Annotated in this window: 21 protein-coding genes; 8 read left to right on the forward strand and 13 right to left on the reverse strand. The window is 44.6% G+C overall.

Translation table 11 applies throughout. The annotated features are described in order from the left end of the window. Positions 1-97: 97 nt before the first annotated feature. Both LKO26_RS12485 and LKO26_RS12490 read right to left on the reverse strand, forming a co-directional pair. Complete coding sequence (locus tag LKO26_RS12485; RefSeq protein ID WP_227588227.1) at positions 98-1,465, reverse strand: M64 family metallopeptidase; 1,368 nt, start codon at positions 1,463-1,465, stop codon at positions 98-100. Next, complete coding sequence (locus LKO26_RS12490; RefSeq protein ID WP_227588228.1) at positions 1,462-1,950, reverse strand: hypothetical protein; 489 nt, start codon at positions 1,948-1,950, stop codon at positions 1,462-1,464. The genes LKO26_RS12485 and LKO26_RS12490 overlap by 4 nt, the downstream gene beginning before the upstream one ends. Positions 1,951-2,112: 162 nt before the next feature. Here LKO26_RS12490 and ruvC point away from each other — a divergent pair, with 162 nt between their 5' ends. Together ruvC and LKO26_RS12500 are read left to right on the forward strand one after the other, a co-directional pair. Further along, positions 2,113-2,667, forward strand: a complete 555-nt coding sequence (gene ruvC / locus LKO26_RS12495; RefSeq protein WP_227588229.1) for a crossover junction endodeoxyribonuclease RuvC — start codon at positions 2,113-2,115, stop codon at positions 2,665-2,667. Between the two features lie 184 nt (positions 2,668-2,851). After that, the gene (locus tag LKO26_RS12500; protein ID WP_227588230.1) at positions 2,852-3,922 is read left to right on the forward strand and encodes a DUF4407 domain-containing protein; all 1,071 of its coding nucleotides are present in this window, start codon (positions 2,852-2,854) and stop codon (positions 3,920-3,922) included. Positions 3,923-3,926: 4 nt separating this feature from the next. Here the strand turns inward: LKO26_RS12500 and LKO26_RS12505 are convergent, their stop codons facing one another. The 8 genes from LKO26_RS12505 to LKO26_RS12540 all read right to left on the reverse strand — a co-directional run bounded on the left by LKO26_RS12505 (position 3,927) and on the right by LKO26_RS12540 (position 11,020). Next, positions 3,927-4,493, reverse strand: a complete 567-nt coding sequence (locus LKO26_RS12505; RefSeq protein ID WP_227588231.1) for an SCO family protein — start codon at positions 4,491-4,493, stop codon at positions 3,927-3,929. A 5-nt stretch (positions 4,494-4,498) separates the two neighbouring features. Beyond that, positions 4,499-5,329, reverse strand: a complete 831-nt coding sequence (locus tag LKO26_RS12510; protein WP_227588232.1) for a formylglycine-generating enzyme family protein — start codon at positions 5,327-5,329, stop codon at positions 4,499-4,501. A 30-nt stretch (positions 5,330-5,359) separates the two neighbouring features. Then, a complete protein-coding gene (nirK, locus tag LKO26_RS12515) occupies positions 5,360-6,391 on the reverse strand; it encodes a copper-containing nitrite reductase (RefSeq protein ID WP_227588233.1) in 1,032 nt (343 codons plus the stop codon). A 119-nt stretch (positions 6,392-6,510) separates the two neighbouring features. Further along, positions 6,511-7,014: a DUF6759 domain-containing protein gene (locus LKO26_RS12520; protein ID WP_227588234.1), complete on the reverse strand. Its 504-nt coding sequence runs from the start codon at positions 7,012-7,014 to the stop codon at positions 6,511-6,513. Between the two features lie 193 nt (positions 7,015-7,207). Continuing rightward, positions 7,208-7,864: a response regulator transcription factor gene (locus tag LKO26_RS12525; protein ID WP_227588235.1), complete on the reverse strand. Its 657-nt coding sequence runs from the start codon at positions 7,862-7,864 to the stop codon at positions 7,208-7,210. Positions 7,865-7,939: 75 nt separating this feature from the next. Continuing rightward, positions 7,940-9,400 (reverse strand): IMP dehydrogenase, encoded by a 1,461-nt coding sequence (guaB, locus tag LKO26_RS12530; RefSeq protein WP_227588236.1) that lies wholly within the window; start codon positions 9,398-9,400, stop codon positions 7,940-7,942. A 70-nt stretch (positions 9,401-9,470) separates the two neighbouring features. After that, a complete protein-coding gene (locus LKO26_RS12535; protein ID WP_227588237.1) occupies positions 9,471-10,631 on the reverse strand; it encodes a GlmU family protein in 1,161 nt (386 codons plus the stop codon). A 137-nt stretch (positions 10,632-10,768) separates the two neighbouring features. Then, positions 10,769-11,020 (reverse strand): type B 50S ribosomal protein L31, encoded by a 252-nt coding sequence (locus LKO26_RS12540; protein WP_227588238.1) that lies wholly within the window; start codon positions 11,018-11,020, stop codon positions 10,769-10,771. Between the two features lie 187 nt (positions 11,021-11,207). On the opposite strand from LKO26_RS12540, the gene LKO26_RS12545 reads away from it, so the two are divergent. From LKO26_RS12545 to LKO26_RS12570, 6 genes are all read left to right on the forward strand, one after another. After that, positions 11,208-12,611, forward strand: coding sequence for a hypothetical protein (locus LKO26_RS12545; protein WP_227588239.1), 1,404 nt, complete (start codon positions 11,208-11,210; stop codon positions 12,609-12,611). Positions 12,612-12,617: 6 nt separating this feature from the next. Beyond that, positions 12,618-12,944 (forward strand): nucleotide pyrophosphohydrolase, encoded by a 327-nt coding sequence (locus LKO26_RS12550; RefSeq protein WP_227588266.1) that lies wholly within the window; start codon positions 12,618-12,620, stop codon positions 12,942-12,944. Between the two features lie 21 nt (positions 12,945-12,965). Next, a complete protein-coding gene (locus tag LKO26_RS12555) occupies positions 12,966-14,186 on the forward strand; it encodes a 3-phosphoshikimate 1-carboxyvinyltransferase (protein ID WP_227588240.1) in 1,221 nt (406 codons plus the stop codon). Then, complete coding sequence (locus tag LKO26_RS12560) at positions 14,183-14,980, forward strand: SDR family oxidoreductase (protein WP_227588241.1); 798 nt, start codon at positions 14,183-14,185, stop codon at positions 14,978-14,980. Before LKO26_RS12555 ends, LKO26_RS12560 begins: the two co-directional genes overlap by 4 nt. Before the next feature lie 69 nt (positions 14,981-15,049). After that, positions 15,050-16,654: a ShlB/FhaC/HecB family hemolysin secretion/activation protein gene (locus LKO26_RS12565; protein ID WP_227588242.1), complete on the forward strand. Its 1,605-nt coding sequence runs from the start codon at positions 15,050-15,052 to the stop codon at positions 16,652-16,654. Positions 16,655-16,904: 250 nt separating this feature from the next. Further along, on the forward strand, positions 16,905-17,042 hold the full coding sequence (locus LKO26_RS12570; protein WP_227588243.1) for a hypothetical protein: 138 nt from the start codon (positions 16,905-16,907) through the stop codon (positions 17,040-17,042). 28 nt (positions 17,043-17,070) lie between these two features. Here LKO26_RS12570 and LKO26_RS12575 read toward each other — a convergent pair whose 3' ends face one another. Genes LKO26_RS12575 through LKO26_RS12585 form a run of 3 tightly spaced genes read right to left on the reverse strand, consistent with a single transcriptional unit; the run spans position 17,071 to position 20,808 of the window. Continuing rightward, positions 17,071-17,694, reverse strand: coding sequence for a hypothetical protein (locus tag LKO26_RS12575; RefSeq protein ID WP_227588244.1), 624 nt, complete (start codon positions 17,692-17,694; stop codon positions 17,071-17,073). Positions 17,695-17,752: 58 nt separating this feature from the next. Continuing rightward, on the reverse strand, positions 17,753-18,397 hold the full coding sequence (gene pdeM, locus LKO26_RS12580) for a ligase-associated DNA damage response endonuclease PdeM (RefSeq protein ID WP_227588245.1): 645 nt from the start codon (positions 18,395-18,397) through the stop codon (positions 17,753-17,755). Next, the gene (locus LKO26_RS12585; protein ID WP_227588267.1) at positions 18,394-20,808 is read right to left on the reverse strand and encodes a ligase-associated DNA damage response DEXH box helicase; all 2,415 of its coding nucleotides are present in this window, start codon (positions 20,806-20,808) and stop codon (positions 18,394-18,396) included. Before LKO26_RS12585 ends, pdeM begins: the two co-directional genes overlap by 4 nt. Positions 20,809-20,842 lie beyond the last annotated feature (34 nt).

Below are 20,842 nucleotides of genomic sequence, written 5' to 3' on the forward strand. Positions count from 1 at the left end.
GATTAGGCATCAAATATATAACTTTCTTAGGCATTATCAAAACTTACGAAAAGTCCGGAGCTTATAAAGTCCGGACCGCATCACTTGAAGATTGTTACTAAATGATAATTTTTTCAGAAAAGAGCGTATTACCGCCATCTGAAACTTTCAGCAGATAATTACCCGGAAGCAGCCCGGACACATCTGCCACCAGTTCTCTGTGGCTGTTCTTCCCGGCTTTCAGCGGAATAATTTTCCCTGAAAGGTCAAACATTTCTACCAAAACGTTTTCTGAAAAACTTTGTTTGCCGCGGATGTATAAAATTTCAGTTGCCGGATTGGGGAATACAGCAAATTCCCGTTTCTCTGCAGAAATATCGGAAACCCCCAGCGCATCTTTGTAAATGGTCCAGGTAACCGTAGAAATATGAAGGCTGGCATGATTGTCTGTCCGTACCAGAGCGGTATTGTCGGTCACAGAAAAGACCAGCGTGTTGTTGCCGGTATTCAGTTGTGCCGGTGTGAGCGAAAACGTATTTCCTGTAGCAGACTGAGGCGTGCTGTTCAGCGTCCATGTATTAACCAGCGTATTAGGTATCGGCAGAATGGTAGTGACATTAAAATTCAGCGCAACATTACCATCTACTGTGGCAGCATTTGCCGGGCTATAGCTGTCTATAGCCGAAACCAGTCCATGGATTCTCTCAATAATCCGTTCCTTACAGACCGGACAAAACTGCTGATTCAGATACCGCATATTGCAGGACTGATGGGGCCGGTACCAGTTATTTACACCGGCCTCCGAATAAGGATAAATCCCCGTTCCACCGGTATTGAGCCAGTTTTTCCATTTAATGGTTGCCGGATCGGACACTTGGGTTTTATTGGGCGACTCACCGGTAGCCGCATACCAGTATTCGTCTGCAAGATTGGCAAAACTATGCCCCAGCTCATGCACTACAATTTCATTTGAATTGGTGTTGAGTGACGCAAATGCGTGCACTCCGCCGGCACCGCCGTACTCTGTAGAGTTCACCAGAATGAGGGCAATATCATAATCCGGAACATTGGCTGCAAGCACCTGATTAATGGCATTGGAACTAAAAGAATACAGCAATCTGTGTACCCCGCTGGTATCAAAACTGCTGCCGAAATAATTATTCGGATTGGCTACCGGAATCTGAGGTTCTGTGACATCAGTAGCGGTTCCGGGGTGCTTGGCTCCGCTTTCCGCAGAGATGACCTGTACGGCATAGGCGTTAAAATAATTGCGGTATTCAGCGTAGGGACTTTTATTCAGAATATAATTCACCGCATTGGTAGCAGCCGTCTGAAAATTACTTTGCTGTGCAGCCGTAAAGCCATCACCCAAAACAGCAATGTTAATTCTGTTATTGTTGCTTCCATTTTGCACAACCGGGACTGTGGTGAAAGTTTGCGCCACTGCGAGATGTGAAATCAGAAAGAGGAAAAGAAACTTTTTCATGATGGTAATTTTTGATTAAAAATAATGGTTTCGCTTCCGGATTTTCGGATGGAGACTTCCACACTTTGTGCCTCGCTGTGATAGGGAAACCTGATGCTGAAATCTGCCTTCTGCAGTACAATCTCATGCTGCTGCATTTCGTCTTCGTAACTCTCTATGCGCTGCTTCAGGGGATTTCTTACACTAAGTTTCTGTAATTCTTTGCCTGCCCCGTCCCGGATGACCACCACCAAATCTCCTTCTTCCAGCGCTGTAGCATTAAACACAGGAACTGACTTCAGCTTTCCTTCAGAAATCATCCGCTTTTCAAAAGTCACCGTTTCTAAACCGGAATCGGCCTTCTGAATTGAAAAGAAAAGATAGTCTATCTTCTCTGCAATGTTCAGAGCAGAAGGTTTTTCGGCCTCAAAATCATGATTCCGATGAGTGGAAACCTCTCCGGAAGCACAAGAAACACCCAAAATTAGAACTAAGTAATTAATCATGACTTTCATTTAAAAATTTTAAATAAAATTACACAATTAATTAGAAAAAAAATAGCAGTTTTAGCTAAAATTTTACACTTAATGAATTACAACTCTTTTAATCCGGCGGAAATACAGCATCTGACAAGGCTAAAAACCTCAGCGATTTCTTACTTTTGCATTATGGAAACAGAAAAAATCATTTTAGGCATTGACCCCGGAACCACTATTATGGGCTTTGGAATCATCCGTGTCAAAAAAAATAAGATGGAAATGGTTTCCATACATGAACTGATTCTGAAAAAATACCCCAATCACGAGACCAAACTCAAGTATATTTTCGACAAGACTCTGGCGCTGATTGATGAGTTTCATCCCGATGAAGTGGCACTGGAAGCACCTTTTTATGGCAAGAACGTACAGAGTATGCTGAAACTGGGGCGTGCACAGGGAGTTGCGATGGCAGCATCTCTGTACCGCAACATACCGATTACGGAATATTCTCCCAAGAAAATAAAAATGGCCATTACCGGGAACGGAAATGCCAGCAAGGAACAAGTAGCGGGAATGTTGCAGAACCTGCTGAATCTGAAAGAATTTCCCACCAAATATCTGGACGCCTCAGATGGCCTTGCCGTAGCGGTGTGTCATCATTTCAATTCGGGGACTCTTTCAGATCAAAAATCATATACAGGATGGGCCAGTTTCCTGAAAGCCAATCCGGACCGGTTAAAGTAAACCTATAACGTATAAGAGCGCCAAACTCTTCAACTCACTGATATTCAACGACTACATTTGTAAAATAACGCTACAGAAGTTTTACAATCGATTTACTTGGTAAAACCTAATACCATCTGTAACATTGGTCTGGTTTTCGTTACTTATTAAGCGCATTTGAAAATCATTATAAAAGATTTGCATTATGAAACATCAAAAAATAAATCCGATACCCGCAGGTTCCCGCATGAACTGGTTTCAGAAATTCCTACTCATTTGCTCCGGCGGCAACCTGCATATTTTACGCAAAACCCCAAGTGAATGGAATAAATTTGCCGGGATTGGCGGCATTGTACTGTTTACCTCTGTTTTCGCAACGCTCTCTGCCGGGTACGCCATGTTCACGGTATTTGATGACGTATGGATTGCCACCGGATTCGGGGTATTATGGGGCCTGATGATTTTCAACCTGGACCGCTATATTGTTTCATCCATCAAAAAAACAGGAACATGGTGGAACCAGGTGCTGATGGCCGTGCCCAGGCTGATTCTGGCCACATTTTTAGGCATCATTATTTCCAAACCTCTGGAACTGAAAATTTTTGAGAAAGAGGTAGATAAACAGCTCAACACGATTATTCAGCGAAATAAAACACAGCTTCAGGCCGAAATGAACGGCCGGATTCTGCAACAAAGCGGACCGTTTGAAACCGAAAAAAAACAGATTGCTATTAAAATTAACGAATATCAGACTGCCTACGATTCTGCTGCGGTAGAACTGGAAAAGGAAATTCTGGGCACCAAAACCGGCCTCACCTCCGGCAAGGAAGGATACGGACCGAATGCCAAAAGAAAAGCCGAATTGAAAGAACAACGGCGTGCAGATCTGGAAAATTATCGCAAGAGCGTGGAACCGCGACTTCAATATCTGGACAATGAAATCTCAAAGGTTTATACCAATATAGAAACTGAAAGAAACAAAACCGAAACCTTCGAAGACCGTTTTAATGGTTTTGCAGCACGACTGCAGGCGCTGGATGAGTTGGGAAAAAACTCTGCCATCATCGGTATTGCAGCAGCATTTATTATGGGATTGTTTATTTGTCTTGAAATTTCGCCTGTACTGGTAAAACTGATATCCTCTGTAGGTCCTTATGATTATCTTCTAGACAAAACCGAAAACGATTTCAGGCTTTACGCCAAAGAAAAAATGGAAAAAGGGAACGCTGCTACAGACTGGAGAATTGATGATTTCAAGGATAATCTGAACGAGTAATCGTTTACGGTAACTGATTGACGGTTTGCGCCACCGCATCTGCATTAATGCCTGCACCTTCCTCCTGACGGATCATTTCGCCACTGCGGTCAAACACCGTGATGATATTGGAGTGCGAAAACTCTATTGGTGAAATCTGCTTATATTTCACCGCTAGCACATTGGCAAACTCACGGGTAGCCGCGTCATCACTGCGCAGAAACACCCAGGGTTCTCCATAGATGCCTCTTTGCTCCGCAAATTTTTTCAAGATTTCAGGTGTATCGTTAGCCGGATCTATGGAAATCAGTACCAGACGGGTATCCTTCAGTTTGCTGCGATCAATTTTCTTATGAATTTTTTTCATATCTGCCACCAGAATGGGACAGGCGGTCTGGCAACTGGTAAAAATCATGACCACGACCAGGTTTTTACCTTTGAGGTCACTGAGTCTGAGGTGTTCGCCATCCTGATTCTGCCATTCCGAACTCAGATGGAAAATGGAACCGGCTGAAGGTTGAGGCACGGCATCTTTCTTGGTGCATGCACTGAGCATACAAAACGAAAGCAATATGAATAAGAAATTTTTCATGATGTTCAGTCTAAATCTTTAGCACAGCGGAAGCCGAGATTGGCTACCGTATAATTTGCTTTTAAACTCTGGCGGAATGCAAACCGCATGAAAGCGGCATAGTTCAGGACATCTGTAGCTGTGGTGGCTGCACTGGCACAGAATAGTCCTTTATTATCATATTCGGCTGTACGGGAATCATTGGTGGTGAGTACAGAATTGAAATCTTCGGTCCATTCCCACACCAGATCAAACATATTGTAAATACCATGATAATTTGGTGCAGACTGTTTCACGGAATTTCGTTCCCGGTATTTGATTTCATAAAGCCTGATAATTTCTGATGAATATTCCGGTTTGGTGCGGGCATTGGCAGAGGTTTCATCAGCCATAGCCACATATTCCCATTCATCTACCGTGGGCAGTCGTTTTCCGGCACTTTTTGCATAAGCATTGGCGGCAAACCACGAAACAAAAGTAACCGGTGCGTCGGGATTTACTTTTTCTCCCGGCGAATCATCTGTTTCCCAGTGAGCCAGATAGGTTTCATCTGCAAAGAGTCTGCGGACATTGCTTTTTTTCCATTGCGGATTTTTCTGAACAAAATCCAGAAACTCACGATTGGTTACCGGCCGTTCATCCAGCAAAAAATCATCCACATGAATCAGCACACTGTCGGTGCCATAAAAAGGAAGGTAATCACCACCGGCAATCTGTTTCATCTGTACCTCCGACCGAATGGCTGTTTCCGGAAACACTTGGTCTCCGGGCTGCAGTTCTGCAACAGAACCATTTTCCTGGCAGCCAATAAAAAAGAACCCACTACAAATCATCAGGATATGGAAAATGTGTTTCATAGCGGATTCTTCAGGGTTTACAATGGTTTTTTATTTTACTTTATTAAAGATCTTCGGGTTCTTCTCTCCGGTGACCACCAGTTTACCAATGGCACCTTTGTTAAAGGCTCTGAAGATGGAGTGATCTACCAGGATGTACTCTCCAGGTTCATCTACTTTAAACTCTACCATGACCGCACCTCCGGCAGGAATCAGTGTAGTCTGTACGTTTTCGTTAATTTTACTACCACCTTCCACATATACTTTGTCAAAAATTTCACCAATAACATGGAAAGAAGAAGCCAGGTTCGGACCGCCGTTTCCTACGAAAAGACGTACCGTCTCCCCTACTTTTGCTTCAAGCGCATTTTTACCCATCAGTGAATTCTTCCGGCCATTGAATACCACATAGGTAGGATTTTCATCTACGCCTTTGTCCTGATCAAACTCCTGAAAGCCTTTTTCATCAGTTTTCCCTTTGGTATAGAAATCACCCTGCATAATGTAATACTCGCGATCCACTTTAGGCAATCCACCTTCCGGTTCTACCAGAATCATCCCGTACATTCCGTTGGCAATATGCAAGGGAACAGGTGCAGCAGCACAGTGATAAACATAAATACCGGGATTTAATGCTTTAAACGTAAAAATGGCTTCTTTTCCAGGCGCAACATTGGTGGCTTCTGCCCCTCCACCCGGACCATTGACGGCATGCAGGTCTATATTGTGCGGCATCACACTGTTGGATGCGTTTTTCAATCGCAACTCCACCTCATCTCCTACGCGTACCCGGATGAAGGTACCCGGCACGGTATTGTTAAAGGTCCAGAACTTATACGTAACGCCGTCTGCCAGCTCACTTTCAATCTCTGTTGCTTCCAGATTAATGACTACTTTTCTGGCACCACGGTCTCCTATGGGCGCCGGCACCAGTGGTGGATTTAATATTTCATGGGTAATGGTCTCGCCGCTTACTTTAATGGTTTCGGCATCTGTGGCTGAGCTTCGCGGGGTTGCAGGGTTCTGTTTACATGCCTGCAGCATGAGCAATCCTATTGCTAAAACACTGATGATCTTTTTCATTTCGATTATTTTTAATTAGGACAAAGGTATCCTCTTTGAATCATTAACACAATTACTTTATTATGAGTTTTATCAGCAGAAAAAATCTGAACTGGTAAAAACAGCATAGACTAATTGATTTAGAGCTTTTTAAGTTTAATGATGAGGGGTTCTGTAACCCGCTCCTGACTGTAAAACTTTCCCTGACAGATATTGGCGCGCATGGTGTAGCTGCCCTTGGCAATTTTAAACTGATTGTAATTCCTTCTGGCCACGGGCAAATTATAAATGCGTCCGCTGTTGATTTCCACCATCCGGAAGACAATATCACAATCTGAAGGATTTTCTATAACTGCAGCAGTATAAGGGTCATCGGGATCAGTACTGTTCAGCAGATAGGTGAGCACTTCTGCCGTCTCGTGATCTTTATCCACGCCGTCCTTTTTCATTAAATCAGCAAATTCATTCTTTTCGGCGGCCATCACTGCCGTTCCGCCTGCAGGCAAAGTTTCGTAACCCGACGCAGCAGATTTGCACGACCCCAGCATGATCATGAAGCTACAGAAAACTAACCTTTTTGCAAAACTGAATTTCACGGTAACCCGCAGATAATTTCTCTTCTTCAGAGCAACTGTTTTTATCATATTAATGTTGCAGTAATCAGGCTTAAATATAAGAAAAGTTTTTGCACGAAAAAGACCGGAGAAGACTCCGGCCTGCTTCTTTTTCATCAGATGCATCCTTTCTCAGGTTTCATTGATGAGGTTTCATGGTTTTTAGGACGACCCAAAAATAAATGGAATCGTCCGGAAAACCAATACCACTTTCGGGGTATTTTTATATCTGCAGTTCCTCAAAGAACGTAATGAGTTCCCGGCTATTGCTCACGCCCAGTTTCTTATAAATATTTTTCAGGTGAACTTTCACCGTACTTTCCGAGATCGAAAGGCAATCCGCCACTTCTTTCACATTCATCCCCTGGCAGTACAGTTCAATAATTTCCCGTTCGCGCGGGGTCACATTCTGTGCTCGTTCTATATCGTTTTCTGCACCAAAGCCTGCCTTTTCCATCACGGTAATGGCAAACACCGGCTTCTCATCAATAAATACAGATCTGGTGCTGCCTACAAATTTCTCGTATTTCTTCCGGGCGTTTTTGAGTTTATATTCCAGGTTAAGGAAGCCTTTTCCGCCTTTTTTGAAATGAAGGACAGAATCCAGCAAAGCACCATATTTAGTAGGATGTATGGTCATGAAATAGTAGAAATAATCCACATCAGCAAAGGTGTTTTTACTGAAACCATAAAAGTCCCGGAGGATATCGTTGATATAAACCGGTTTTAATTTGGCAAGATCATGAAGCGTTATATAGTATTTCGGACAGTTTAATGCCTGAAAAGCAACGGAATCCGGCTGAAAACCCTCGGTTAAAGAAGCAAAATCACATTCTTCAAAGAGCTGATCCAGCCTTTGCTGTAAGTCGAGATACCCCATGTAGTATTTTTTTAAGGAGCAATCCCATAAAAAAAGGGAGCTGCAAATTGAACTCCCTAAATTATGATTTTTTTCTTAAAGCGAATAATTTGGTGCTTCCTGTGTAATAATTACGTCGTGCGGATGACTTTCTTTCAATCCGCTGCCGGTAATCATGACCATTTTAGCATCGTTCTGCAGCGCTTCTATATCTTTGGTTCCACAGTAACCCATACCGGCACGGATGCCACCTGTGAGCTGAAAAACCACATCTTCCAGCTTTCCCTTATGCGGCACTCTGCCTTCTATGCCTTCCGGAACAAACTTTTTCGCTTCACTTTGGAAATATCTTTCTTTTCCGCCGCGTTTCATAGCAGAAAGAGATCCCATTCCCTGGTAGGATTTGAATTTACGTCCCTGAAAAATGATTTCCTCACCCGGCGCCTCATCGGTCCCGGCAAGCAGTGATCCCAGCATTACGGCACTTGCCCCGGAGGCCAGAGCTTTTACAATATCGCCCGAAAGTTTGATGCCACCGTCTGCAATTACTGCTACATTCTTGGTTTTGGCATATTCAAAAACATTATAAATAGCCGAAAGCTGCGGCACACCCACGCCCGCTACGACTCTGGTCGTACAGATGGAACCCGGTCCCACACCAACTTTCAACACGTTGGCACCTGCTGCAATAAGATCCTTTGCGGCTTCAGCGGTTACAATATTTCCGCCTACAATATCCAGATCCGGGAAGTTTTTGCGGATTTCAGCAATTTTATCCAGAACACCTTTAGAGTGGCCATGTGCAGAATCTACGGCTATGATATCTACACCCGCTTTCACCAGTGCGGCAACCCGGTCCAGCGTGTCCTCGCCTACGCCCACGCCTGCGCCCACCATCAGTCTGCCATCTGCATCTTTATTGGCGTTGGGATATTCCATCTGATTGTCAATATCTTTAATGGTGATAAGTCCAACGAGTTTAAAATTTTTATCAACAATGGGCAGTTTTTCTATTCTGTTCTTCAGCAGAATTTCTTTTGCCTGCTCCAGATTGGTGTCCTTGTCAGAGGTAATCAGGTGGTCTTTGGTCATGAGTTCCTCTACTTTGGAATCCAGATTTTCCTGATATTTCACATCCCGGTTGGTAATGATTCCGATGAGGGTATTCTCCTGATCCACCACGGGAAGTCCGCTGATTTTAAATCTGGTCATCAGATCTTTGGCTTCTGCAAGCGTATGGTCTTTGGAAAGGGTCACGGGATCAGAAATCATTCCGTTTTCAGATCTTTTCACGCGGAAAACCTGTGAAGCCTGCTCATCTATGGGCATGTTTTTGTGAATAAATCCCAGACCGCCAACTCTGGCCAGTGCAATAGCCATATCGGCTTCGGTCACCGTATCCATGGCAGCAGAAACAATAGGCGCGTTCAGTGTGATTTTGTCAGAAAGACGTGATTTCAGGGAAACCTGGTTGGGTAAAACTTCCGAATAGGAAGGTATCATTAAAACGTCATCGAAAGTGATGGCCGTTTCTGTAATTTTGTTGTGAATAGACATCTTTACTTTCTTTGCAAAATTAATGTATTTTTATGAAAAATAAAAATCGGGGTGAATTATTGAGAATAATTTAATATTCGCTAAAAATATAAGTCAGAATTGCGCGGTCATCTTCGGTAAATTCAATTTTTCTCCTCGCCATTACCCGTTCTGCCACCTCGCAGGCTTTATTCAGGGCAAATCTTTCATCTCCTTCCATACCGCCCCAACTGAAATTCGGAATATAATTTGGCGGAAAACCGGATTTAAAAATATTACTGGCCACACCCACCACTGTACCGGTGTTAAACTGCGTATTGATGGCAGATTTTGAGTGATCTCCCATAATCAGACCGCAGAACTGCAAGCCGGTATCCTCAAACTGCTCATGTCTGTAGTTCCACAGTTTCACGGCGGAATAATTGTTTTTCAAATTAGACGAGTTGGTGTCTGCGCCCAGATTGCACCACTCACCGATGACCGAATTCCCGATGAATCCGTCATGGCCTTTGTTGGAATATCCGAAGATCACCACATTATTTACTTCGCCGCCAACTTTGGAATAAGGCCCCACGGTAGTTTCGCCATAAATTTTACTTCCCAGATTAAATTTTGAGTTTTCACAGAGGGCAATGGGTCCCCGCAGGTGGCAACCCTCCATTACCTCCGCATCTCTACCGATATAAATTTTTCCGGTTTTACAGTTGAGCGTAGAAAATTCTACCACCGCACCCTCTTCTATGAACAAATCCTTTTTATCTCCCAAAAATCCGTTGGTTTCAGAAAGCTCCTGCGACACCCTGCCACGGGTGAGGAGTTCAAAATCAAAGTCAATGGCTTTCGCATTGTGCGTAAAGAGGTCCGATGGTTTTTTAAAGAATACGAGCTCTTCTGTAATGTCGGTCATTTTTTCAATCTGATTCAGCGAAAAATCTTTCATCTGGATATTGGCTGCCAGTAATTCATTTTCATACACCAGCGCTTCGCCGGGCTTCAGTTTCCGAATCAGGCTCAGCACCTGATCTGTGGGCAAAAAATTGGGCACCAGAAAAAGGCTTTGCACCTGCTCCGGACTCCGGAATTTTGCCTGAAGATAATCCTCGGTAATATAAGCCGTCTCTGTAATTTCCAGAAGTTTCTGCCATCTTTCGGCAAAGGTGAGCACTCCGCAGCGCATTTCTGCCGTAGGCCTGGTAAAAGTGAGCGGGAGAAAATCTTCATGAAACTGAGCATCAGAAAAAACGAGTTGCATACGGTATACTTTAATAATTAGAGCGGAAAATATCAATGCAGCTTTACATAGCTGTAGAGCGTAGCTGCGCACACAAAATTACAATAAAAAAAGTCTCTCAGAAACTGAAAGACTTTAATATCATTTAAATCCGGCAATTATTTTGCGAATTTCTTGTACTTGTTCATGAACTTATCTACACGTCCTGCTGTATCTACCAGTTTCGTTTTACCGGTATAGAACGGGTGAGAAGTTGAAGAGATTTCCATTTTGATTAACGGATATGTTTCTCCTTCATACTCTATAACGTCTTTGGTCTCTGCAGTAGATTTGCCTAGAAACATCTCGTCGTTACTCATATCTTTGAAAACAACAAGTCTATAATTTTCAGGGTGAATACCTTTTTTCATAACTTATTAAATTTTAATTGATTATACAAAACCCGCTTCGAAATAAGTAATGGATCTTTCTCTGCTGAATTTTAGGTTGCAAAAATACTAAATATATTTAATCCTGCAAACTCATGATTGAAAATATTGACAAATATCAATTTCTTGGTTTTTTTCGTTACATTTGAATCCTGTTTAATATCGTTTTATGAAGATCAGACATTTATTCGCCGCCCTGTTCTGGCTGGGAATCCTGGCCATTTCCTGCAACCAGGATGATATAGCTTTTGATGCGCCTTCGCAGGAACTTCGCTTCTCTCAGGACACTGTATTTTGTGATACCGTGTACCACCAGGTGCGTTCCGAATCTTACGCCGTAAAGGTATATAACGATGAAGACCGGGATATTATGATTCCGCACATCAATCTGGGCCGCGGCGCAGCCTCTCTGTACCGCATTAATGTAGATGGCCAGTCCGGACACAGTTTCGCCAATGTGCCGGTGCGGAAAAAAGACAGCCTCTATATCTTTGTGGAAATTGCGCCTACTGCTTCCGGACCGGAAGCCATTGCAGAAGATTATATCAACTTTACCACACCTGTTTCCCAGCAGCAGGTCACGCTTTTCTCTGTAGTACAGGATGCAGAATTTTTTGTTCAAACCCCGGGAAACCCCAATACACTCACTGGAAATGTGACCTGGAACCCGGACAAAGCCAAAATCATTTACGGAGACCTGACCCTTGAAACTGGCGCCGAACTGAATATAGAACAGGGAACCCGGGTTTACTTTTTTAAAAACAGCGGTATGAAGGTGGAAGGCGGTGCTACGCTGAATGTAAACGGCGACCTGGGCCAGGAAGTGACCATCCGCGGACACAGAAATGACCCGAAATACGACACCATTCCGAAAAACTGGAACTCCATCTATTTCGAACCGGGTGCTGCGTTGAATATGAACTACGGAAAAGTTTTCGGAGGAATCCGGGGGCTGGACCTCAGAGAAGCAACTGCAAATATCAAGAACTCCATCATCCACACCTTTGATGAATACGGAATCCATGCGGTAAATTCAACCATCAACGCCGAAAATCTGGTGATGAATAACTGCCTGAATTCATCAATTGGAATCTACAAAGGCGGAAACTATAATTTCGTCCACTCCACGATCGCAAATTACTGGCAGCTTACAGGAACCGGCGACGCTCTCTCCCTTTACGCATCAAACGAATGGGTGACGGCAAACGGGCAAATAGAATCTGCGCCCATGAACCTCAACATCCGAAATTCCATACTCTATACCAGAGGAAGCAATGCCATTATGCTGAACATTGCTCCTGCGCAAACGTTTACCTATCTGATTCAGAATTCATTATTTAAGCATGACAGCAATGTGGCCGGGTTTGGTTTTACCGGAAATCCCTCCATCGTTAATTCCATCATTAATCAGGATCCAAAATTCATGAATTACTACACCGCACAGATGAATATGCGCGTGGCCAGCGATTCTGAAGCCAAAGGAAAAGGCGATCCATCTGTTGCAGCCGGAGTTCCGCTGGATCTGGTTAAAGTATCCAGAACGTCTAATCCTACGCTGGGTGCGTATCAATAAATAATGATGGAAATTACCGCGCTTCAAAATCAGGTAGATGAATGGATCCAAATGGTAGGCGTCCGTTATTTCAATGAACTGACCAATATGGCGATGCTGACCGAGGAAGTAGGCGAAGTAGCCCGCATCATTGCGCGCCGATATGGTGAACAAAGCGAAAAAGAGCGTGACAAAACAAAAGAACTGGGCGAAGAACTGGCAGATGTCCTCTTTGTCACACTTTGCCTGGCCAATCAGACCGGGACAGACCTGCAGGCCGCTTTTGACAGAAAAATGCAGGCAAAAACGCTGCGGGACAAAGAACGCCATCAGAACAACCCCAAACTCAAATAAAAGGCCGGCACGCTGCGGATCATGATGTTGCTCAGAAAATCAAAATTAAAAGAAAATCAAACCATCGCCATTGGCGGTTCGAAGAGCATTTCGAACCGGTTGCTGATTCTGGAAAAACTTTTTGGCAACATCAGCATCCATAATCTTTCTGACTCCAAAGACTCCCTGATTCTGGAGCAGGCACTGTCTTCTGCCGCTGACACCATAGACATCGGTCATGCGGGAACAGCCATGCGTTTCCTTACTGCGTTTTTTGCGGTTCAGGAAGGCAGAACCGTACTTCTGACCGGCTCCGGACGGATGAAACAACGGCCCGTAGGATTTCTGGTAAATGCATTGCGTGAGCTGGGAGCGCAAATTGAATATACCGAAAAGGAAGGCTTTCCTCCCCTGCAAATTACCGGCACACGTTTAACCCGAAACCAAGTTACCATTCCCGCCCACATCTCCAGCCAGTTCATTTCGGCTTTGCTGCTGATTGGTGCAAAACTGCCAAACGGACTACACGTGAAGCTGGAAGGCGAAGTAACCTCCAAGCCGTATATAGAACTGACATTAAGCATCTTAACCCAATTGGGCATCAGCAATCGTTTTGAAAAAAACCGGATTACTGTACAGTCACTTACCGGCTTACCAATGCCAAAAGCCTTCCGGGTGGAAAGTGACTGGAGTTCTGCCTCATACTTCTACGCACTGGCAGCCCTCGGCAGGAAGACCATTCAGCTGAAAAGTTTTTTTGACAGTTCAAAACAAGGCGATGCCCGCATTGCAGAAATATTTGAACAAAATTTCAGAATTCACACCTGTTTTACTGCAGATCTTATCACCCTGAATCCTGTGTCGGATTTTCAAAATCCTGCCCGCATTACGCTCAATATGAATGATTGCCCGGATCTGGCACAAACCGTTTGCGTGGTTGCAGCAGCACTGCGGATTCCTTTTAAAATTTCCGGACTGGCTACATTAAAAATAAAAGAAACCGACCGCCTGCTTGCCCTCCAGAACGAACTGCGCAAAACAGGAGCCTGTGCAGACATTACAGATGCGACCATTCAATGTGATACATTTGAAGCCCCGGATTCTGAAATCATTATTAAAACGTATGACGACCACAGAATGGCCATGAGTTTTGCGCCGCTTTGTCTGCTGTACAACGTGCGAATAGAAAATCCAGCAGTGGTAGAAAAATCTTATCCCGCATTCTGGCAGGATCTGAATTCTTTAACAATCATTGACCCATGAAATCCAAAATAATCCTCATCACCGGAACCTCATCCGGAATCGGATATGTGCTTGCAGAATATTTAGGCAAGAACGGTCATCAGGTGTATGGCCTGAGCCGTAAAACGGTGGAAAACCCGTATTTCACCAGTATATCTGCAGACATTACAGACAACGATGCCGTACAAAATGCCGTTGCACAAATTCTGAAACAGGAGACCTGCATCGATGTCCTGATTAATAATGCCGGAATGGGAATGGTAGGAGCCGTGGAAGACTCTGCAAAAGAGGATATCCTGAAGCTCTTTAACCTGAATCTGGTGGGAGCGGTCCAGATGATGAGTGCCGTGATGCCAGTCATGAGGCAAAACAGATATGGAAGAATCATCAATGTTTCCAGCATCGGCAGTGAAATGGGACTGCCGTTCCGCGGATTCTATTCTGCTTCAAAATCTGCGCTGGACAAAGTCACCGAAGCCATGCGTTACGAAGTAGATGCCTGGAATGTGCAGGTATGCTCCCTGCATCTGGGCGACATCAAAACCAATATTGCCGAAAACAGAGTAAAAACAAAGGTTTCTGAACCCTACCAGAATACCTTCGCCAAAGTTCATGCGCTGATGAATGCCCATGTGGGCGAAGGCACCGAACCCTTGGAAGTGGCAGCGTACATGGACCAACTGCTGCAAAAAAAACAGTGGAAAGCCCATTACTACTTCGGGAAATTCGGTCAGAAAATCGGCGTTCCTCTGAAATGGCTACTGCCTCAGAATTTTTATGAAAAACTGATGAAAAAATACAATCAGCTGGATTAGTTTTCCGATTTTTACCAAAAATAACGGGTGCTCCAAAATGAACGGGCTGTATTTCCGTTATTATTTGCTATGCGATTATTGTTTGCCATTATATTTTTAAGTTTCTTCGCCCTCATTCCGGCGCAGCAACGGGAATACTGGCTTACAGACGTGGCCGGAGGTCAGAAAACCCGTGTGAAAGATTCACTGGCCGCTGTAAAATTCCTGGATTCACTCGCTCAAAACCATTATTTCTTTACCGAACTGAAAGCCGTAAAAGAAGACAGCCTGCGTACCGAAATCTTCTATGACAAAGGAGAAGCCTTCAACAAAGGATTTGTGCAACTGGCAGATTCGGTGGTGCAGGAACTGAAAACCGAGAAAGAATTTTTTACCAAAAATCTGGATTCCACCAAGAAAGACCTCAACCAAAAATACATAGACCGCGGCTATTCCTTCAGCAGGGTAAAAACCCGGTACACCGGAATGAAGGAAGGATTGCCAAAAGTAGAACTTTCCGTCCATAAAAACCGGCGACGAACCATAGACGGATTTGTGGTAAAAGGCTACGAAAAAGTACCCCGCAGATTTACCAGGAACCTGGAAAAAGAATTTAAAAACCGTCAGTACGATGATAAAAACCTCATCGCCATCAATCAGAGTCTTCAGAATCATCCGTTTGTAACGCTGGAACGACCGCCGCAAACGCTTTTTACCAGAGACTCTACCCAGGTATTTCTCTTTCTGCAAAAAAGAAAAGTGAATTCCTTCGATGGGATGGTGGGTTTCGGCAATGATAAAACCGATAAATTCACCTTCAACGGAACCCTGAACCTGCAATTCCGGAATATTTTTAACAATTTTGAAAACGTTTCCCTGTACTGGCAGCGGAATCCCGACAAAGGCCAGACCTTTGACCTGAAAGCGGATATCCCCTACCTTTTTCAGTCGAATGTGGGCACCAGTGTTAATATGAATATCTTCCGCCAGGATTCTACTTTTGCCAATGTAAAAATGATTCCCGCCCTCTATTACAACGTTTCTACCCGCCAGAAAATCGGACTCCGCGGCACCTTTGAAACTTCCAGCGTACTGGATTCACTTTACACCCAGGGGGTGGACTACAGCCGCAAAGGAGCCGGTCTCTGGTATCATTATACCGCACCCACAGATGTAGAACTGTTCCTGCATCGCACACACATCCGGGCAGAAGCAGATTTGCTTTCTACAGACTATACCGCCACGAAAATCCGAGCCCGGCAGACCCGGTTCTTTATTTTTGGCGAGCACAATCTGAACCTGCGGGGCAATCATTACCTGAATCTGAAGGGTGAAACCGCACTCCTGAACTCAGAAAATGAACTCACCACCAATGAACTGTTGCGCTTTGGGGGCTGGAATTCCATGCGGGGCTTTAACGAAGAATCGCTATACGCAGATTTCTACTTTTATGGCAATGCAGAATACCGCTATCTGGTTAATGAACAGGCGTTTTTCGATTTGTTTCTGCAATACGGACAACTCAACAATAAAACGGCTCAGCTGAAACCACAATTGTTCAGTTTCGGAATAGGCTTCAATTTTTTCCTGCCCATCGGACTCATGAGTTTTCAGATATCAAACGGGAATCAGTTTGGCAATGAGATTCGCTTCGGAGACACCAAAATCCACTGGGGAATTCTCACCCGGTTCTGATTTTACAACATATGACAGGACTTTAGCTTTCCTCTGTCTGGGCGCCTCCCGTTGCGATTCCATATCTGTAATTCTATTCAAAATTTCACCGCACCGGGACCGTGCTATCCGCTGTATCTTTTTTAGATGGCAAAAATTATTGTTTTGATAACTGAGATTTTCCAAGCCATCCAAAAAAGGATGCCGCTCCTATCACTGGCGCAAAACGCCACAACAAAAATCCAACCGTATTCAAACATTTATTTTGATAATGGTCTTCATTTATTCCCCGGCCGGGTTCGAAGGTTATTTCCGGGAACTGGGATCGCCCGCCGGAACTCCCTGGCAACCCAAAACTCCAGAAGAATTTGTCGCCCTCGACAAAAAATGGGGCATTGTTTATAAATAAAAAACTGAATGAATGCTGATGCTACCCCTTAACCGTCCGTTCCCAAATCTTTAAGCAATCCATCGGTCAGCATTTTCCATTGTACCTTGGCTGCGCCCAGCGCTCCGCCACTTGCCAGCACTACATTACGCAATTTGTCCGGTATCTGCGGACTTTCCGTATTGGGAACCTCATTTCGGCCATGCACAGATGCACAAAGGTAGTTTTCACCTTTTACAATAGCGATGGTAGAAGTCGCTTCTCCGGAATAAAAGTGCGCCACTGGTTCTGCCGCAGAATTCCCGGGCGGGCAAGCAGGTCGCAAGGTCATCATCATACAATATTCGCGCTCAGATGGTAGCCTAAATTCCCGGAAATCCTCTACATCTACCCAATCGAACGCATCACTGCCATCAGGTCCGGGCACATCAATCCGGATTTTATCACCCACCTGCGGATTCCTCTGCAAGGGCGTTCCCTCAGCAGAAAAAAGCCCAAAAGCGGTCGTACCCACCGTACAGATTTCCTGCCAGTGGTTGATATCCAGAAACCGGGATTTCAGAATTTCGAATTGCTCATCCACCAAAACCGCATCAACTTCTGCACGGCTTCCGGTATCATGAAAAGCGCCTTTCGATTGCTGCGGAACATATGAAATTTCTTTAGCCTTCATCAAAATACAATTAGGGAATTCTTATTTACAGCGGCGAAAATCAGACCAAAAACTAAATTTAAAGTTGATAAATCCCCTCTTCTGAAAAAAAATAATAGGTCGCATTTTCGGGATGGTTAAAGGTATCCAAACCCGTGAAACTGCTGAACGCCGGTAAGATCAGTTGCTTTTCGCAGACTACAAAGCAGGGAAATTTCAGATAACGGCGGGTGCCGGTTTTCAGGCTCAGGCCAGGATGAATGTGCCCCGAAATCAGGAAATGCTCAGATTCCGTAAAGTCGTGACTGAAAACAAAACCTGATTCTTTCCATTCAGAATGAATTTCACTGATGCCCAATTGCAGCAGTTCAGTGTCAGGAATTTTGTCGTGATTGCCTTTGATGAGCATTATTTCAATATCAGAAAATTCCGACTTCCAGTCTTCAAATATTTCAAATTCAGAATTTTTACCGGCGTGCAGAAAATCGCCCACCACCATTAATTTTTCTGCCTGATAATGGAGAATAAGTCTTGACAATCTTTTTAAATCTTCCAGAATCAGCGAAGAAGGCAGGGCAATACCGTTTTTGCGAAAATGCGCCGTCTTGCCCAGATGTAAATCGGAAAAAACTAATGCCTTTTTATCGGGCCAGAACATCGCCCGCTGATTGGTCAGCAGGAACTCGTTATTTCGGATAAAGATGCTTTTTTCAGCTAAAATCATTTTCTTTTTTTGGTTTTGCTTTTCAGATTCCGCTCCTGAATTTTCCGCACCCGTGTCGTCAGATCTTCGCTGGTGAGCGACTGCCGCAGGCTGTCTACCTTAATTGGAAAACTAAGGGGTGTAAATTTATCAGAAAAAATATATAAAATTTCGGACCGGGCAATCCGGTCGAAGGCCGCATTCAGCCTTACTTCCTCTAATTGCTGATTAAAAACTTCGGTGTAGGCCTGTCTCAATAAAAGATTTTCGGGGTCATAATCCTCCAGCACGCTGAAAATAATGCCCGATGAAGCCTGGAGCGCACGGTTATTGACCTGCCGTCCGGGCATCGTCTGCACCACCATCCCCGAAATCACGGCGATATCGCGGAATTTCCGCCGGGCCATTTCGGTGGCATTCACACTGCTGATGACATCGGTCATCAGGTTTTCTTTGGATAAAATCTGTTCCAGTTCTTCACGGGAAAGATTGATTTCCTGATCACTGAACAGTTCAAATCCGTAATCATTCATCGCCATAGAAAAACTGATGGGATACAAACGGCTGATGCGATAGGCCATCAGTGCGGCCATGACTTCGTGCACCAATCTGCCTTCAAACGGATAAAAAAACAGGTGATAGCCTTCACGGGTTCTGATGTTTTCTACCAGAAACTGGTTTTCTTTGGGAATTTGTGAGATAAGATTTTGTCTTGTAAGCAAAGGATGCAGGAATTTCAATTCTTTTTCACGCGCATTGGGCGAAAGGGATTCGGCGAGTTTCTTCCGCAAAAAATGACTCAGATTGGCGGAAAGCGGCAACCGCCCGCCCAGCCAGCTAGGTGTAATGGCTTTACCCGAGGATGCCCGTACGAAAACCGTCATTTCCTTCAGCAAGGCATATTCCAGCACCCGTCCGGCCAGCACAAATTTGTCACCTTTTTTCAGTTTGGATATAAAATATTCCTCAATCATTCCAATATAGCCGCCGCCCATAAATTTCACTTTCAGCATAGAATCGCTTACAATAACACCGATGTTCATGCGGTGCAGCATGGCTATTTTTCTTTTCTGGACGACCAGTTTTCCTTCTTCGTTTTCCACTGCTTTGTGAAATTCCTCGTAATTTTTACCTGTTTTTCCGCCCGTGGTGGTGAAGTACAGACACCAGTTCCAGTCTTCACCGGTCATTTCGGAAAAAGCAAAAGTACTTTGAATAACCGCACGCATTTCTTCAGGTTTAAAACCGCCGCCAAGTGCCAGTGTGATCAGAAACTGCACCAGCACGTCGAAAGTCATCACGATGGGTTCCCGGCTTTCGATGATTTTATTTTTAACAGCTTCTTTCAGCGCAGAGGCTTCAATGAGTTCGAGCGAATGGGTCGGGACAAAATAAATTTTTGAGGTTTCAAAAGGCGAATGCCCGCTCCGTCCCGCTCGCTGCATAAACCGCGCCACGCCTTTGCTGGAGCCAATCTGAATAACAGTGTCCACCGGTTTAAAATCCACTCCCAGATCCAGTGAAGAGGTAGAAACCACCGCTTTCAGAAGTCCGGAACTCAGATTTTCCTCCACCCAGATACGAAGGTGCGCGTCAATGGAACTGTGATGCAGCGCAATCTGACCGGCAAAATCGGGATGAGCTTCGAGCAATAACTGATACCACATTTCTGCCTGGCTGCGGGTATTGGTAAAAATTAAAGTCGATCTACTCTGCAGGATAATCGGCACCACCTGCTCCACCAAACGACCTCCTAGATGTCCTGCCCATGGCAGAATTTCCACTTCGGGCGGATAAACCGCTAGAATGTCTGTTTTCTTATTTTCACGCGCGACAACTTTGGTTCTTTTGGCCAGTCCGGGCAATAAAACTTTCAGAGCTTCATCCAGATTTCCAATGGTCGCGGTAATGCCCCAAATCCGGATTTTTGGCTGACGATGACGGAGTACGGCCAGCGCCAGTTCTACCATCACGCCCCGTTTGGAGCTCAGAAGTTCGTGCCATTCATCTACCGCAATACAATGCAGGGATTTAAAGAATCGTTCGTTGTTTTTTTGCGCCAAAAGCAGGTGCAGACTTTCCGGTGTCACAAGCAGGATGTCGGGCATCTGTTTGGTTTGCCGTGCTTTCTGTTTGATGTCAGTATCACCGTTGCGCACTTCTACCACCCAATCCAGGCCGATTTCATCAATGGCTTCCTGCATCGCTTTTGCCAGATCTTTTGCCAGTGAACGGAGCGGTGTAATCCAAAGGAGTTTTAATCCCGGCTTAAATGCCTCCGGATGGTTAAAAAAATCAATGAGTACGCCCAGGAAAACCGAATAAGTTTTCCCGAAACCCGTGGGCGCCACAATCATCCCGGAATAACCGTTGGCATACCGTTGCCAGGCCTGTTTCTGAAAAGAAAAAGCTTCCATTCCCTTCTCTTTCATCCAGTTCTGAATGAGAAGATAACCGGTGGATTGC

Origin of the sequence: Chryseobacterium sp. MFBS3-17, from assembly GCF_020687745.1 — a bacterium.
Lineage (GTDB): Bacteria > Bacteroidota > Bacteroidia > Flavobacteriales > Weeksellaceae > Marnyiella.

Bases quoted from the DNA above. Each gene is read 5' to 3' on its own strand.
- LKO26_RS12485 (WP_227588227.1), bottom strand. From the start codon at position 1,465: ATGAAAAAGTTTCTTTTCCTCTTTCTGATTTCACATCTCGCAGTGGCG.
- LKO26_RS12490 (WP_227588228.1), bottom strand. From the start codon at position 1,950: ATGATTAATTACTTAGTTCTAATTTTGGGTGTTTCTTGTGCTTCCGGA.
- ruvC (WP_227588229.1), top strand. From the start codon at position 2,113: ATGGAAACAGAAAAAATCATTTTAGGCATTGACCCCGGAACCACTATT.
- LKO26_RS12500 (WP_227588230.1), top strand. From the start codon at position 2,852: ATGAAACATCAAAAAATAAATCCGATACCCGCAGGTTCCCGCATGAAC.
- LKO26_RS12505 (WP_227588231.1), bottom strand. From the start codon at position 4,493: ATGAAAAATTTCTTATTCATATTGCTTTCGTTTTGTATGCTCAGTGCA.
- LKO26_RS12510 (WP_227588232.1), bottom strand. From the start codon at position 5,329: ATGAAACACATTTTCCATATCCTGATGATTTGTAGTGGGTTCTTTTTT.
- nirK (WP_227588233.1), bottom strand. From the start codon at position 6,391: ATGAAAAAGATCATCAGTGTTTTAGCAATAGGATTGCTCATGCTGCAG.
- LKO26_RS12520 (WP_227588234.1), bottom strand. From the start codon at position 7,014: ATGATAAAAACAGTTGCTCTGAAGAAGAGAAATTATCTGCGGGTTACC.
- LKO26_RS12525 (WP_227588235.1), bottom strand. From the start codon at position 7,864: ATGGGGTATCTCGACTTACAGCAAAGGCTGGATCAGCTCTTTGAAGAA.
- guaB (WP_227588236.1), bottom strand. From the start codon at position 9,400: ATGTCTATTCACAACAAAATTACAGAAACGGCCATCACTTTCGATGAC.
- LKO26_RS12535 (WP_227588237.1), bottom strand. From the start codon at position 10,631: ATGCAACTCGTTTTTTCTGATGCTCAGTTTCATGAAGATTTTCTCCCG.
- LKO26_RS12540 (WP_227588238.1), bottom strand. From the start codon at position 11,020: ATGAAAAAAGGTATTCACCCTGAAAATTATAGACTTGTTGTTTTCAAA.
- LKO26_RS12545 (WP_227588239.1), top strand. From the start codon at position 11,208: ATGAAGATCAGACATTTATTCGCCGCCCTGTTCTGGCTGGGAATCCTG.
- LKO26_RS12550 (WP_227588266.1), top strand. From the start codon at position 12,618: ATGGAAATTACCGCGCTTCAAAATCAGGTAGATGAATGGATCCAAATG.
- LKO26_RS12555 (WP_227588240.1), top strand. From the start codon at position 12,966: ATGATGTTGCTCAGAAAATCAAAATTAAAAGAAAATCAAACCATCGCC.
- LKO26_RS12560 (WP_227588241.1), top strand. From the start codon at position 14,183: ATGAAATCCAAAATAATCCTCATCACCGGAACCTCATCCGGAATCGGA.
- LKO26_RS12565 (WP_227588242.1), top strand. From the start codon at position 15,050: ATGCGATTATTGTTTGCCATTATATTTTTAAGTTTCTTCGCCCTCATT.
- LKO26_RS12570 (WP_227588243.1), top strand. From the start codon at position 16,905: ATGGTCTTCATTTATTCCCCGGCCGGGTTCGAAGGTTATTTCCGGGAA.
- LKO26_RS12575 (WP_227588244.1), bottom strand. From the start codon at position 17,694: ATGAAGGCTAAAGAAATTTCATATGTTCCGCAGCAATCGAAAGGCGCT.
- pdeM (WP_227588245.1), bottom strand. From the start codon at position 18,397: ATGATTTTAGCTGAAAAAAGCATCTTTATCCGAAATAACGAGTTCCTG.
- LKO26_RS12585 (WP_227588267.1), bottom strand. From the start codon at position 20,808: ATGAAAGAGAAGGGAATGGAAGCTTTTTCTTTTCAGAAACAGGCCTGG.